The 12,978-nt window shown below is 67.0% G+C and carries 11 protein-coding genes and 1 pseudogene; 11 read left to right on the plus strand and 1 reads right to left on the minus strand.

Features of this window, described 5'->3' with window-relative positions; translation table 11 throughout:
* The first annotated feature begins 121 nt into the window (after positions 1-121).
* The 11 genes from rpoZ (at position 122) to parC (ending at position 10,623) form a co-directional block, all read left to right on the plus strand.
* Positions 122-511: a DNA-directed RNA polymerase subunit omega gene (gene rpoZ / locus J2S76_RS01400; RefSeq protein ID WP_307056826.1), complete on the plus strand. Its 390-nt coding sequence runs from the start codon at positions 122-124 to the stop codon at positions 509-511.
* Positions 512-695: 184 nt separating this feature from the next.
* Positions 696-2,897: a RelA/SpoT family protein gene (locus J2S76_RS01405; RefSeq protein ID WP_307056828.1), complete on the plus strand. Its 2,202-nt coding sequence runs from the start codon at positions 696-698 to the stop codon at positions 2,895-2,897.
* A gap of 66 nt (positions 2,898-2,963) precedes the next feature.
* Entirely contained in the window at positions 2,964-3,152 is a 189-nt protein-coding gene (locus tag J2S76_RS01410) for a CsbD family protein (RefSeq protein ID WP_307056830.1), read from the plus strand.
* 81 nt (positions 3,153-3,233) lie between these two features.
* Entirely contained in the window at positions 3,234-3,827 is a 594-nt protein-coding gene (gene pyrE / locus J2S76_RS01415) for an orotate phosphoribosyltransferase (RefSeq protein WP_307056833.1), read from the plus strand.
* Positions 3,824-4,600 (plus strand): pyridoxine 5'-phosphate synthase, encoded by a 777-nt coding sequence (locus J2S76_RS01420; protein WP_307056835.1) that lies wholly within the window; start codon positions 3,824-3,826, stop codon positions 4,598-4,600. Before pyrE ends, J2S76_RS01420 begins: the two co-directional genes overlap by 4 nt.
* Positions 4,601-4,613: 13 nt before the next feature.
* Entirely contained in the window at positions 4,614-5,024 is a 411-nt protein-coding gene (acpS, locus tag J2S76_RS01425; protein WP_307056837.1) for a holo-ACP synthase, read from the plus strand.
* 129 nt (positions 5,025-5,153) lie between these two features.
* Positions 5,154-5,909: a signal peptidase I gene (gene lepB, locus J2S76_RS01430; RefSeq protein WP_018390963.1), complete on the plus strand. Its 756-nt coding sequence runs from the start codon at positions 5,154-5,156 to the stop codon at positions 5,907-5,909.
* Positions 5,906-6,625, plus strand: coding sequence for a ribonuclease III (rnc, locus tag J2S76_RS01435; RefSeq protein WP_307057703.1), 720 nt, complete (start codon positions 5,906-5,908; stop codon positions 6,623-6,625). Before lepB ends, rnc begins: the two co-directional genes overlap by 4 nt.
* Positions 6,622-7,593, plus strand: coding sequence for a GTPase Era (gene era / locus J2S76_RS01440; RefSeq protein ID WP_307056841.1), 972 nt, complete (start codon positions 6,622-6,624; stop codon positions 7,591-7,593). Before rnc ends, era begins: the two co-directional genes overlap by 4 nt.
* A gap of 9 nt (positions 7,594-7,602) precedes the next feature.
* The gene (gene recO / locus J2S76_RS01445) at positions 7,603-8,331 is read left to right on the plus strand and encodes a DNA repair protein RecO (RefSeq protein ID WP_307056843.1); all 729 of its coding nucleotides are present in this window, start codon (positions 7,603-7,605) and stop codon (positions 8,329-8,331) included.
* 57 nt (positions 8,332-8,388) lie between these two features.
* Complete coding sequence (gene parC, locus J2S76_RS01450) at positions 8,389-10,623, plus strand: DNA topoisomerase IV subunit A (protein WP_307056845.1); 2,235 nt, start codon at positions 8,389-8,391, stop codon at positions 10,621-10,623.
* A 273-nt stretch (positions 10,624-10,896) separates the two neighbouring features.
* On the opposite strand, the pseudogene J2S76_RS01455 reads toward parC, so the two are convergent.
* Positions 10,897-12,918: pseudogene (locus J2S76_RS01455) on the minus strand (PhoX family protein).
* Between the last annotated feature and the right edge of the window lie 60 nt (positions 12,919-12,978).

The raw sequence follows: 12,978 nt of genomic DNA on the forward strand, positions 1-12,978 counted from the left end.
CCGCGGCTTTTAATCGCTTGATCGTGAGCGGCCCGACCGCACACCCGGCTGGGAAAGCTTGCCCCTGAGGCCGGATTGGTTTAAGGACCCCGCTTCCTTATCCCGTCAGGAGTGCCGAAGCATGGCTCGCGTCACCGTCGAGGACTGCATCGACAAGGTCGACAATCGCTTCGAGCTGGTCCTTCTTGCCGGCCACCGGGCGCGCGCCATCGCGTCCGGCGCGCCGATCACGGTTGACCGTGACAACGACAAGAACCCGGTTGTGGCCCTGCGCGAGATCGCCGACGAGACCGTCTCGCCGGAAGATCTGCGCGAGGAACTGATCCACTCGCTCCAGAAGTTCACCGAGGTGGACGAGCCGGAACCCGAGGCCGTCCCCATGATTGCCTCATCCCATTCGTCGGGCGGCGACGATTCCGACGTCATGCTCGACCGCATGACCGAGGAAGAACTGCTCGCCGGCCTGCAGGGCCTTGTGCCGCCCGAGCCGAGCGACGACGACGAAGGCTGATCAGGTGGGCTGATCGGTTTCGGGCTTGTCGCCTGAACCCAAATCACGCAAGCGGCCCGGCCATGTGCCGGGCCGTTTCCGTTTAGCCTGCCTTTTCCACGACATGCGGCTTGCGCTGGCCGGGCTTGCGGACGATATCTAGCCCAGCGGCCGCCTCGGTCGATCCTTTTCGCGAGTCCCTGTCATGATGCGGCAGTACGAGCTCGTCGAGCGCGTGCGCCGGTACAATCCCAATACCGACGAAGCGCTGCTCGATCGCGCTTACGTCTATGCGATGCGTGCCCACGGCACGCAGAAACGCGCCTCGGGCGATCCCTATTTTTCGCACCCGCTTGAAGTCGCCGCCATCCTCACCGACCTCAAGCTTGACGACGCCACCATCGTGGCGGCGCTCCTGCACGACACGATCGAGGATACCGACGCCACTCGCGAGGAGATCGACCGCATCTTCAGCCCGCAGATCGGCGCGCTGGTCGAGGGCCTGACCAAGATCAAAAAGCTCGATCTGGTGTCCAAGCAGGCCAAGCAGGCCGAGAATCTGCGCAAGCTGCTGCTCGCCATCGCCGATGATGTGCGCGTGCTGCTGGTGAAGCTCGCCGACCGCCTGCACAATATGCGGACGCTCAAATGGGTGCCGGAGGAAAAGCGCTCCCGCGTCGCCCAGGAGACGCTCGACATCTATGCGCCGCTCGCCGGGCGCATGGGCATGCACGACATGCGCGAGGAGTTGGAGGACCTGTCCTTCCGCCAGCTGTCGCCGGAAGCCTATGATTCCATCCTCGGCCGGCTGCAGGCGCTGAAGGAGAACAATGGCGAGCTGGTCGCAGCCATTGAGCGCGAACTTTCCGACGCCATCGCCCAGAAGGGCATCGAGGCCGTCGTCACCGGGCGGCAGAAGCGCCCGCACTCCATCTGGCGGAAGATGGAGCGCAAATCGGTGGCGTTCGAGCAGCTTTCCGACATTTACGGCTTCCGCATTCTCGTCGACACCGTCGAGGCCTGCTACGCCGTGCTCGGCGTGGTGCACACCAAATGGCCGCTCGTGCCGGGGCGGTTCAAGGACTACGTGTCCACCCCCAAGCAGAACGATTACCGCTCGATCCACACCACGGTGGTCGGGCCCGGCCGGCAGCGCGTCGAGCTGCAGATCCGCACCCGGCAGATGCATGAGATCGCGGAATACGGCATCGCCGCCCACGCGCTCTACAAAGACACGGGCGGCTCCGATCCGCTGACCCGCGATTCCAACGCCTATGCCTGGCTGCGCCGCACCATTGAATTGCTGGCCGAAGGCTCCAGCCCCGAGGAATTCCTGGAGCACACCAAGCTCGAACTGTTCCACGACCAGGTGTTCTGCTTCACCCCCAAAGGCCGGCTCATCACCCTGCCGCGCCGCGCCACCCCGATCGATTTCGCCTATGCCGTGCATACCGGCGTCGGCGACCGGGCGGTCGGGGCGAAGATCAACGGCAAGATCTCGCCGCTGGTCTCGGAACTGCAGAATGGCGACGAGGTGGAAATCATCACCGCGTCGGGCCAGACGCCGCCGGCGGCGTGGGAATCCATCGTCGTCACCGGCAAGGCCCGCGCCGCCATCCGCCGCGCCACCCGCGCCGCCGTGCGGTCGCAATATGCCGGGCTCGGCAAGAAGATCGTCGAGCGGGCCATCGTGCGCGCCGGCAAGGTGTTCTCCGAGGAGAAGCTGGCGACCTCTGTCGGCCGCCTGGCACGCACATCGCTGGAGGATGTCTATGCGGCGGTCGGGCGCGGCGAGATGCGCTCGGACGACGTGGTGAAGGCGGTCCATCCCGAATGGACCGGCCCGCGCCCGGAGGAGCGCGCCGCGCTCAAGGGCGAAGGCTGGTTCGAGCTGGAGCAGGGCCAGAGCCTGAAATTCAAGATCCCCGGCATCGAGAGCGACCCCGATCCGCTCACCGCCATCCCGATTCGCGGCATCAACCGCGAGCTGCCGGTGCGCTTCGCCCCCAATGGTGGCGCCGTGCCGGGCGATCGCATCGTCGGCATCCTGTCGCCGGGGGAGGGGATCACCATCTACCCGATCCAGTCGCCGGCGCTGCAGGATTTCGAGGAGGAGCCGGAACGCTGGCTCGACGTGCGCTGGGATGTCGAGGAGGACGACCCGCAGCGATTCCCGGTGCAGATCGTCGTCGTCGCCACCAACGAGCCGGGCTCGCTCGCCCAGATCGCCCAGGTGATCGGCGAGCGCGACGGCAATATCGAGAACCTGCGCATGTCGTCGCGCTCGGCCGATTTCACCCGGATGGTGATCGACATCGGTGTCTATGACTTACGCCATCTCAACGGCATTCTCACCGATCTGCGCGCCCGGCCTGTCGTGTCGAGCGTGGAACGGGTGAACGGCTGATAAGGAACCGTTAACCCTATCCGGCGTTTCCTCAGCAGTTCCAGAACGCGACCGCAGGAGACACCGATGAGCGAGCAGATCCAGGCCAATGTCCGCATTGTTTCGGGTGTCGCCAAGGTCCTGTGGGGCCGGCTCGTCGGCGATGGCCACCGTGTCGCCAGCGGCCGCGTCGAGCAGCTTTCGGGGGAAGCGGCGCTGGCCTGCGCCCGCGCCCGCAGCCGCGCCGTGCGCGAAGGCTCCGTCGCCGGCGCCTGAGCGAGCGCGGCGAATGGGTGACGTGGCCCCACGGATGGGCTATCACGCCACCCATTCAGCAACCTGCTCCGGGCGTTCGAAATGACACAAGACGAGGTCGTGGCCGAGTTCCGTGCGGCGGGTGCGCTGCTGGAGGGGCATTTCATCCTCTCCTCTGGCCTGCGCAGCCCGATTTTCCTGCAGAAGATGTTCATCTTCCAGGACCCGGTCCGCACCGCGCGCCTGTGCAAGGCGCTGGCGGAGAAGGCCGAGGCCGCCTTCGGCAAGATCGATTATGTCGTGTCGCCGGCGGTGGGCGGCATCGTCCCGGGCTATGAGACCGCCCGCCAGCTTGGCGCGATGGCGGTGTTCGTCGAGCGCGAGGGTGGCACCTTCCAGCTGCGGCGCGGCTTCACCATTCCGCCCGAGGCCAAGGTGCTGATGGTGGAGGACATCATCACGACGGGCCTTTCCTCGCGCGAATGCCTCGCCTCGATTGCCGAGCACACCTCGAATGTCGTCGGCGCCGCCTGCCTGATCGACCGTTCCAACGGCAAGGCCGATCTCGGCGTGCCGCTGGTGGCGCTGGCCCGGCTCGACATTCCCGCCTATCCCGCCGACGCGCTGCCGCCGGAACTGGCGGCCCTGCCGCCGGTGAAGCCCGGCTCGCGCAGCATCCAGGGGGTGAAGGCGTGACCACGCTCATTCCCCCCATCCGGCTCGGCGTGAATGTCGATCACGTCGCCACCATCCGCAACGCGCGCGGCGGCGACCTGCCCGATCCGGTGCGTGCCGCCCAGCTCGCCTGCGCCGCCGGTGCCGACGGCATCACCGCGCATCTGCGCGAGGATCGCCGCCATATCCGCGACAGCGACATGCGGCGCCTGCGCGAGCAGCTGACCGTGCCGCTGAATTTCGAGATGGCGGCAACCGATGAAATGGTCGCCATCGCCCTTGAACATCGCCCGCACGCCGCCTGCCTGGTGCCCGAGCGCCGAGAGGAGCGCACCACCGAGGGCGGGCTCGATGTCATCGGCGGCGGTATCGACCTCGCCCACAAGGTGGAAAAGCTCGGCGCTGCCGACATACGCGTGTCGCTGTTCGTCGCGCCGGACGCCGACCAGATCGCCCGCGCCGCCGATATCGGCGCGGCAGTCATCGAGCTTCACACCGGCGCCTGGTGCGAGCTCATTGCCGCCGGAGAGAGCGACAAGGCCGAGGCCGAGCTGGCGCGGCTGCTGGCGGCGGCCGGGCAGGGGAGCGCACTCGGGCTTGAAATCCATGCCGGGCATGGGCTCGACTACGCCACCGCCGAGGTGATGGCCGGCGTCGCGGCGGTGCGCGAGCTCAATATTGGCCATTTCCTCATCGGCGAATCCATCTTCGTCGGGCTGGAAGGCGCCATCCGCCACATGCGTACCGCCATGGCGCGCGGCCGGGCTCGCCTCGGCGCGCCGCAGGCGGCGTGAGGGAGGGCAGGGCGTGATCCTCGGCATCGGCTCCGACATCACCGACGTGCGGCGCGTCGCCGAAGTTCTGGAGCGCCATGGCGAGCGCTTTCTCGACCGCGTGTTCACGCCGGTCGAGCGCGCCAAGTCCGATCGTCGCGTCCGCCGGGCGGAGAGCTATGCCAAGCGCTTCGCCGCCAAGGAGGCCTGCGCCAAGGCGTTGGGCACCGGGCTGGCGCAGGGCGTGTTCTGGCGCGACATGGGCGTGGTCAACCTGCCCTCGGGGCGGCCGACCCTGAACCTCACCGGCGGCGCCAGGGCGCGGCTCGACGCCATCACCCCGGCCGGCTTCGAAGCGCGGATCGACCTCACCATCACCGATGACGGCCCGCTAGCGCAGGCCTTCGTCATCATCAGCGCCGTTCCCGTCACGCCGGACGTTTAGAGAAGTTCCGCCGCAGCACCTCGTGCGATCGTGAGCGGCGCGCGTTGCCGCCGCCGCACTGAGCGGCTATAGGAGCCGCACGGCCGCCCTGCGCGGCGCATGCCGTGCCGCTGAGCACCGGAAGGCAACATGACGTCCACCACCGAACCGAAGAAGCAGGAAGGTGGCCTCGGCGAAACCGTCAAGGTCATTCTCCAGGCGTTCCTGATCGCGCTGCTGATCCGCACCTTCCTGTTCCAGCCGTTCAACATCCCTTCCGGCTCGATGAAGGAGACGCTGCTGGTCGGCGATTACCTCTTCGTGTCGAAGTTCAGCTATGGCTACAGCCGCTTCTCGCTGCCGCTCTCGCCACCGCTGTTCGACGGCCGCATCCTGGGCTCGACGCCCGATCGCGGCGACGTCGTGGTGTTCAAGCTGCCGCGCGACGAGAGCACCGACTATATCAAGCGGGTGATCGGACTTCCCGGCGACGAAATCCAGATGATCGGCGGCCTGCTGCACATCAACGGCGTGCCGGTGAAGCGCGAGGACGCCGGCTACTGGATGGACGACGAGGGCAATGGCCGGGTCGAGCGCGTGAAGCGCTGGACCGAGACCCTGCCCAATGGGGTGAGCTACTACACGCTCGACCTCGTCGAAAACGGCTTCTACGACAATACCGACGTCTACAAGGTGCCGCCCGGCCACTATTTCATGATGGGCGACAACCGCGACAATTCCACCGACAGCCGCGTGCTCAGCCAGGTCGGCTATGTCCCCTATGAGAACCTGATCGGCCGCGCTCAGATCATCTTCTTCTCGGTGAAGGAAGGCGACGCGGCCTGGCAGTTCTGGAAGTGGCCGTGGACCGTGCGCTGGAACCGCCTCTTCTCCTTCGTGCGATGACGCGCGGCAAGAACCGCGTCCCCGACGACGCCGGGCTCGACGCACTGGAAAGCGCGCTCGGCCATGTCTTTGCCGACCGCGCCCATCTGCGCCTCGCGCTGACGCACATCTCGTCGGTGACGGGCGTGCAGGGTTCCCGGGCGCGCGTGCGCTCCTACCAGCGGCTGGAATTCCTCGGCGACCATGTGCTGGGCCTCGTGGTCTCCGACATGCTCTACCGCGCCTTTCCCCACGCCGAGGAAGGGGAGCTCTCGCGGCGCCTCGCCGATCTTGTCTGCGAGGATGCCTGCGCCGAGGTGGCGCTCGCCATGGGGTTGGGCCCGCATCTGCGGCTTGGCGCCGGCGAGGACCGTTCCGGCGGGCGCGAGCGCCCGGCTATTCTCGCCGACGTGGTGGAAGCGGTGCTGGCGGCGGTCTATCTTGACGCCGGCTATCCCGCCGCCGAAGCCATGGTCGACCGCTTCTGGCGCGCCCGGCTCGCCACCCCCGGCAGTTCCGCCCGGGACCCGAAGACGGCGCTGCAGGAATGGGCGCAGGGGCGCGGATTGCCGCCGCCGCATTACCGGCTGGTCGAACGCTCCGGTCCCGATCATAATCCGGAGTTCCGGATCGCCGTCGACGTGCCGGGTTTCGAGCCGGTCGAGGCGACCGGCTCCTCCAAGCAGAACGCTCAGAAGATCGCCGCTGCGGCGTTCCTCCAACGGGTTACGCAATGAACGACATCATCGACGAGACACCCGAAGAGGGCCGGGAGGAGGGCTCTCTTGCGGCCCCCGAGGCGGCGCGCGAAAACACACGCTGCGGCTTTGTCGCTCTCATCGGCACGCCCAACGCGGGCAAGTCGACGCTGACCAACACGCTGGTCGGCACCAAGGTCTCGATCGTCTCGCACAAGGTGCAGACCACCCGCTCGCTGGTGCGCGGCATCGCCATTGAGGGCGCGACCCAGATCGTGCTCGTCGACACCCCCGGTATCTTCGCGCCCAAGCGCCGGCTGGAGAAGGCCATGGTGCGCTCCGCCTGGAACGGCGCGGGCGATGCCGACGCCGTCGTGCTGCTCATCGACGCCCGCGCTGGTCTCAATGAGGAAGTCGAATCCATCATCCGCGGCCTCGCCGATGTGCGCCGCCCGCGCGCGATCCTGCTCAACAAGATCGACCTGGTGAAGCGCGAGAGCCTGCTGGAGCTTGCTGCCAAGGTGGCGGAACTCACCAGCTTCGACCGGCTGTTTATGGTGTCGGCGCTCGCCGGGCACGGGCTGAAGGAACTGCGCGCCTGGCTGGCACAGATCCTCCCCTTCGGCCCCTGGCTGTATCCTGAGGACCAGATTTCCGACGCGCCCATGCGCTCGCTGGCCGCCGAGATCACCCGCGAGAAGCTGTTCCATCGGCTGCATGAGGAACTGCCCTACCGCTCGACGGTGGAGACCGATTCCTGGCAGGAGCGCAAGGACGGCTCGGTCCGCATCGAGCAGACCATCTTCGTCGAGCGCGAGAGCCAGCGGAAGATCGTGCTCGGCAAGGGCGGCGATACGATCAAGGCGATCTCGATGGCCGCCCGCAAGGAGCTGACCGAGATCGTCGAGGCGCCCGTCCACCTGTTCCTGTTCGTCAAGGTGCGCGAGAACTGGGCCGACGACCCGGCGCGCTACCGCGAAATGGGGCTGGATTTCCCGCAGGAGTGAGGCCGCCCGATGGAGTGGTCGGACGAGGGCATCATTCTCGGCGTGCGCCGCCACGGTGAGGCCAATGCCATCGTCGAAGTGATGACCGCCGGCCATGGCCGCCATCTCGGCCTGGTGCGCGGCGGCGGCTCGCGCCGGCAGGCGGCGTCGCTGCAGGCGGGCAATGGCGTGCGGGTGACCTGGCGCGCCCGTCTCGACGAGCAGCTCGGCGCCTATGCGCTTGAGGTGACGGCCGCGCATGCCGGCAGGCTGATGGCGCAGGCCCATTCCGCCTTCGCGCTGAGCCATCTCGGCAGCCTGATCCGGCTGCTGCCCGAGCGCGATCCCCATCCCGTGCTGCACGGCCATCTGGCCACCATCGTCGAGCATCTCCACCATGAGCGCCTGACCGGCATGATGATCGCTCGTTTTGAGCTGACACTCCTGACCGAACTGGGATTTGGTCTCGATCTGGAGCGTTGCGCGGCCACTGGCGGGCGCAACGATTTGCTCTATGTCTCGCCGAAATCCGGCCGCGCGGTGAGCCGCGATGCCGGCGCGCCTTGGCAGGCGCAGCTTTTCACGCTGCCCTATTTCCTCATCAGCGAGGTGCCCGAGCCGCCGCTGCCTGAGGATGTCGAGGCCGCTTTCGCCCTGACGGGATATTTTCTGGCACAGCGCGTCTTCGACCCGCGCGGCCTGCCGCTGCCGGACGCCCGCGCCTCCCTCCTCACCGCGCTGAAACGGCCCGGTGGATAGCTTTGCGCGGGCGCGTTCGCGTCTTGTTCCCGCCCGCGCTTCGCGCTAGCAAGGGGCATGGGTGAGCCACCGATTCCGACCGATGATGGCACGATCGAGCCGATCGGGCTGAAGGCGGCGCTTGAAGAGCGCTACCTCGCCTATGCGCTGTCGACCATCATGCACCGGGCGCTGCCGGACGCCCGCGACGGGCTGAAGCCGGTGCACCGCCGCATTCTCTATGGCATGCGGCTGCTGCGGCTCGACCCCGGCGGCGGTTTCCGCAAGAGCGCGAAGATCGTCGGCGACGTGATGGGCTCGTTCCATCCGCACGGCAATGCAGCGATTTACGACGCCATGGTGCGGCTGGCGCAGGACTTTTCCCAGCGCTACCCTCTGGTCGACGGGCAGGGCAATTTCGGCAATATCGACGGCGATAACGCCGCCGCCGAGCGCTATACCGAAGCCCGGCTGACCGAGGTCGCGCGCCTCATCCTCGACGGCATCGACGAGGACGCGGTCGATTTCCGCCCGAACTATGACGGCACGACGGAAGAGCCCGTCGTCATGCCGGGCGCCTTCCCCAATCTGCTGGCGAATGGCTCGACGGGCATCGCCGTGGGCATGGCGACCTCGATCCCGCCGCACAACGCTGCCGAGTTGATCGACGCCAGCCTGCACCTGATCGACAACCCGCAGGCCACCACTGATGATCTGCTGGCCTTTGTGAAGGGGCCGGACTTCCCGACCGGCGGCGTCATCATTGAATCCCCGTCCTCGATCGCCGATGCCTATGCCACCGGGCGGGGCGGTTTCCGCCTGCGGGCGCGCTGGGAGAAGGAAGAAACCGGGCGCGGCACCTATGTGATCGTCGTCACCGAGATTCCCTATGGCGTGCCCAAGTCCCGCCTGGTGGAGAAGATCGCCGACCTGCTCAATGAGAAGAAGCTACCGCTTCTTGCCGATGTGCGCGACGAGAGCGCCGAGGATGTGCGGCTGGTGCTCGAACCGCGCGCGCGCAACGTCGATGCCGAGCTGCTGATGGAGAGCCTGTTCCGGCTCACCGAGCTGGAGACGCGCTTTCCGCTCAACATGAACGTGTTGGTCGGCGGGCAGGTGCCCAAGGTCGTCAGCCTGCTGGAAGCGCTGCGCGAATGGGTCGACCATCGCCGCGAGGTGCTGCTGCGCCGCTCGCGCCACCGGCTCGGGGAAATCGAGCACCGGCTGGAGGTGCTGGGCGGCTACCTCATCGCCTATCTCAATCTCGACGAGGTGATTCGCATCATCCGCGAGGAGGATGAGCCCAAGCCTGCGCTTATCGCGCGGTTCGAGCTGACGGATGTGCAGGCCGAGGCCATCCTCAACATGCGCCTGCGCAGCCTGCGCAAGCTTGAGGAATTCGAGATCCGCAAGGAGCACGACGCGCTTTCCAAGGAGAAGGCCGGCATCGAGAAGCTGCTCGGCTCCGTGACGCTGCAGTGGAAGAGGGTGGCCGGACAACTGGCCGAGACCCGCAAGATGTTCGCTCCCGAAACGCCCCTCGGCCGCCGCCGCACCACCTTCGGCGAGGCCTCGGTGCACAAGGCGGACGCAGTGATCGAGGCGCTGGTGGAGCGCGAGCCGATCACCATCGTCGTCTCCGAGAAGGGCTGGATCCGGGCGCTGAAGGGCCATGTGGCCGATCTCACGGCGCTTGCCTTCAAGGGCGACGACCGGCTCAAGATCACCTTCTTCACCGAGACGACGGCCAAGCTGCTGGTGTTCGCCACCAATGGCCGCTTCTACACTCTCGACGCCTCGAAGCTGCCGGGCGGGCGCGGCCATGGCGAGCCGCTGCGGCTGTCGATCGAGTTGGAGCAGGAGGCCGATATTCTCGATGTGCTGCCTTATCTCGGCGGGCGCCGGCTGCTCGTGGCGGCGAAGGAGGGGCGGGGCTTCCTCGTCGCCGAGGACGATTGCCTTGCCAATACCCGCAAGGGCAAGCAGATACTCGGGGTCGATGCGCAGGACGCGGTGAAGGTGACGCCGGCGACCGGCGACAGCGTCGCGGTGATCGGCGAGAACCGCAAGCTGCTCGTCTTCCCACTGTCGCAGATTCCCGAGATGGCGCGCGGACGTGGCGTGCGGCTGCAACGCTACAAGGACGGCGCGATGAGCGACGTGAAGGTATTCCCCGCCGCCGACGGCCTGACCTGGACCGACACCTCCGGCCGCACCTGGACCGTGACCGACCTCACAGAATGGCGCGGCGAGCGCGCCGGTGCCGGCCGCCTGCCGCCCAAGGGTTTTCCGCGCAACAACAAGTTCGGCTGAGCGGTGCCCAGGGGATGAGGGCAGATTTATCCCTGTCGCTCTCCCGTTTGCCAGACCCGGACGCCGGATAGGCGCGACGCTGCGCGTCGCGTTCCGGGCAGCGCTCCATCTCCCTCATGGCCGGGCTTGACCCGGCCACCCACGTTTTTAACCGGATGAATGCGGGCTCAGCCCCCTGGTCAAGCCTGCGGATGAGGAAGAGATGCGGAAGGCTGCGGAGGGGCAGGCCAAAGCCCTCTCCCCGTCGGGGAGAGGTGATGGGGCGGGCCCGCCTCAGCTTCCGATCACGCCGCCATCCTTCTTGGTAATGACGACCACCGCCGGCCGCACCGGCATGTCGTCCTTGAAGTCCGGCCAGCGGGTGGACAGGTCTTCATAGTAGGACGGCCGACCGAAGGGCGCCCAGTCGGTGCCGCCATCGCCGGGGTGCTGCGCGGCCACAAAGGCAGTGCGGTCGTCCGGCGTGAACAGCGGGCCGCACATCTCGGCACCCACTGGCACACGGAAGAACAGCTTCGAAGTGGCCCGCGCGCCGCCTTCGGTGTCGACGGCCCACAGCCCGTCGGTGCGGCCGGTATCCTTCGGGTTGTTGCCGTCGGTGGAGACCCAGAGCCGGCCGGCGGCATCGACAGCGCAGTTATCCGGCATGCCGAACCAGCCATTGCGGGTGGTGTCGGTGGAGAAGGAGGCGCCCACCGCAGCGACCGAGGGATCGCCGCATTTCAGCAGCACTTCCCAGGTGCCCTTGGTCGCCGCGAAGTCGCCATCGGCTTCTGCGATCTCGATGATGTGGCCGAAGGCGTTCTTGGCGCGGGGATTGGCAGCGTCGACCTGGTCGTCCTTGCGGCGCGTATTGTTGGTCAGCATTACATAGACCTTGCCGTTGACGCCGTTCGGCTGGACGTCCTCGGGGCGGTCCATCTTGGTAGCGCCGAGCAGATCGGCGGCGCGGCGGGTCTCGATCAGCACATCGGCCTGACTGTCGAAGCCGTTCGCCGCCGTCAGCGGGCCCTGGTCGAACACAAGCGGCAGCCATTCCAGCGCGCCGCCGGCGTCGAACTTGGCGACATAGAGCGTGCCGGAATCCAGCAGGTTCATGTTGGCGGCGCGGTCATTCGGGTTGAACGTGCCGGACGTGACGAATTTGTAGACATAGTCGAAGCGCTCGTCGTCGCCGAGATAGAACACGACGCGCCCGTCCTTGGCGACGATCGATTCGGCGCCCTCATGCTTGAAGCGGCCCATGGCGGTGCGCTTCTTCGGCACAGAATTGGGGTCGTTGACGTCCACCTCAACGATCCAGCCGAAGCGGTTCGGCTCGTTCGGCACCTTGGCGAGGTCGAATCGGTCGTAGATGTTGCCCTACTCATAGGAGGCTTCCGGCACGCCATAGCGCTTGTAGTTGGCGGCTTCCTTATTGCCCTCGGGCAGCTTGCCGAGGAAATAGCCGTGGAAGTTCTCCTCGGCCATCACATAGGTGCCCCAGGGCGTGACGCCGCCGGCGCAGTTGTTGAGCGTGCCGATCACCTGGGTGCCGGTCGCGTCTTCCGCCGTCTTCAGGCGGTCGCTGCCGGCGGCCGGGCCGGTGATCTGCATCGGAGTGGTGGACGTGATGCGGCGGTTCAGCTTGCCGTCGCGCGCCACCTGCCACTTGCCGTCGACCTTGCGGATTTCGACGATCGTGCCGCCATGGGCTGCCATCTCGATATCGACGCGGGCCTTGTCCGCCGGCGCCACCTTCAGCTTGCCGTCGGCCACGCTGACGATGCCGGGGAACATGAGGTGCTCGTTGGTGTATTCGTGGTTCACCACCAGCAGGCCATGCTCGGGCGAGCCATAGAGCGGGATGAAGCCGACATAGTCGTTATTGTAGCCGAACTGCCGGCGCTGGGCGTCGGCGCTCTGGTTCTTCGGGTCGAAGGCAGGCGAATCGGCAAAGAGCGGATCGCCCCAGCGCAGCAGCACCTCGGCGTCATAGCCTTCGGCGACATGGTGGGTCTCGTCGACGCCCGCCTCGACTTCGATAAAGCTGAAGGCCGAGCCATTGGCGGCAGCGGTGCCGTCGCTGGCAGCTTGCGCCTTCTCTGCCGACATCAGCGCGGCGGGTCCGACGGTGGCGGCAATGGCGGAAACCGCGAGCGCCCCCTTCAAGAGCCCGCGGCGGGAGAAGCGGATCGAAATCAGCTCACCCATGGTCGGGTTGAGCGTCGGGTTGCTGCCCGCGCCGTCGGCCTCTTCGAGCAGGCTGGTGCGGAATGGCGATTCGTGTACGGGATCGAGGGGGTTGTCGGTCATGGGGGGCTCCGGCAATCTGTCCCGCTCCGGGTTGGAAGCGTTCCAGACAGCTAGTGCCGC

Origin of the sequence: Ancylobacter vacuolatus (genome assembly GCF_030813595.1) — a bacterium.
Taxonomy (GTDB): domain Bacteria; phylum Pseudomonadota; class Alphaproteobacteria; order Rhizobiales; family Xanthobacteraceae; genus Ancylobacter; species Ancylobacter vacuolatus.

Bases quoted from the DNA above. Each gene is read 5' to 3' on its own strand.
- era (WP_307056841.1), top strand. From the start codon at position 6,622: ATGAACGACATCATCGACGAGACACCCGAAGAGGGCCGGGAGGAGGGC.
- J2S76_RS01405 (WP_307056828.1), top strand. From the start codon at position 696: ATGATGCGGCAGTACGAGCTCGTCGAGCGCGTGCGCCGGTACAATCCC.
- parC (WP_307056845.1), top strand. From the start codon at position 8,389: ATGGGTGAGCCACCGATTCCGACCGATGATGGCACGATCGAGCCGATC.
- rnc (WP_307057703.1), top strand. From the start codon at position 5,906: ATGACGCGCGGCAAGAACCGCGTCCCCGACGACGCCGGGCTCGACGCA.
- lepB (WP_018390963.1), top strand. From the start codon at position 5,154: ATGACGTCCACCACCGAACCGAAGAAGCAGGAAGGTGGCCTCGGCGAA.
- rpoZ (WP_307056826.1), top strand. From the start codon at position 122: ATGGCTCGCGTCACCGTCGAGGACTGCATCGACAAGGTCGACAATCGC.
- J2S76_RS01410 (WP_307056830.1), top strand. From the start codon at position 2,964: ATGAGCGAGCAGATCCAGGCCAATGTCCGCATTGTTTCGGGTGTCGCC.
- recO (WP_307056843.1), top strand. From the start codon at position 7,603: ATGGAGTGGTCGGACGAGGGCATCATTCTCGGCGTGCGCCGCCACGGT.
- pyrE (WP_307056833.1), top strand. From the start codon at position 3,234: ATGACACAAGACGAGGTCGTGGCCGAGTTCCGTGCGGCGGGTGCGCTG.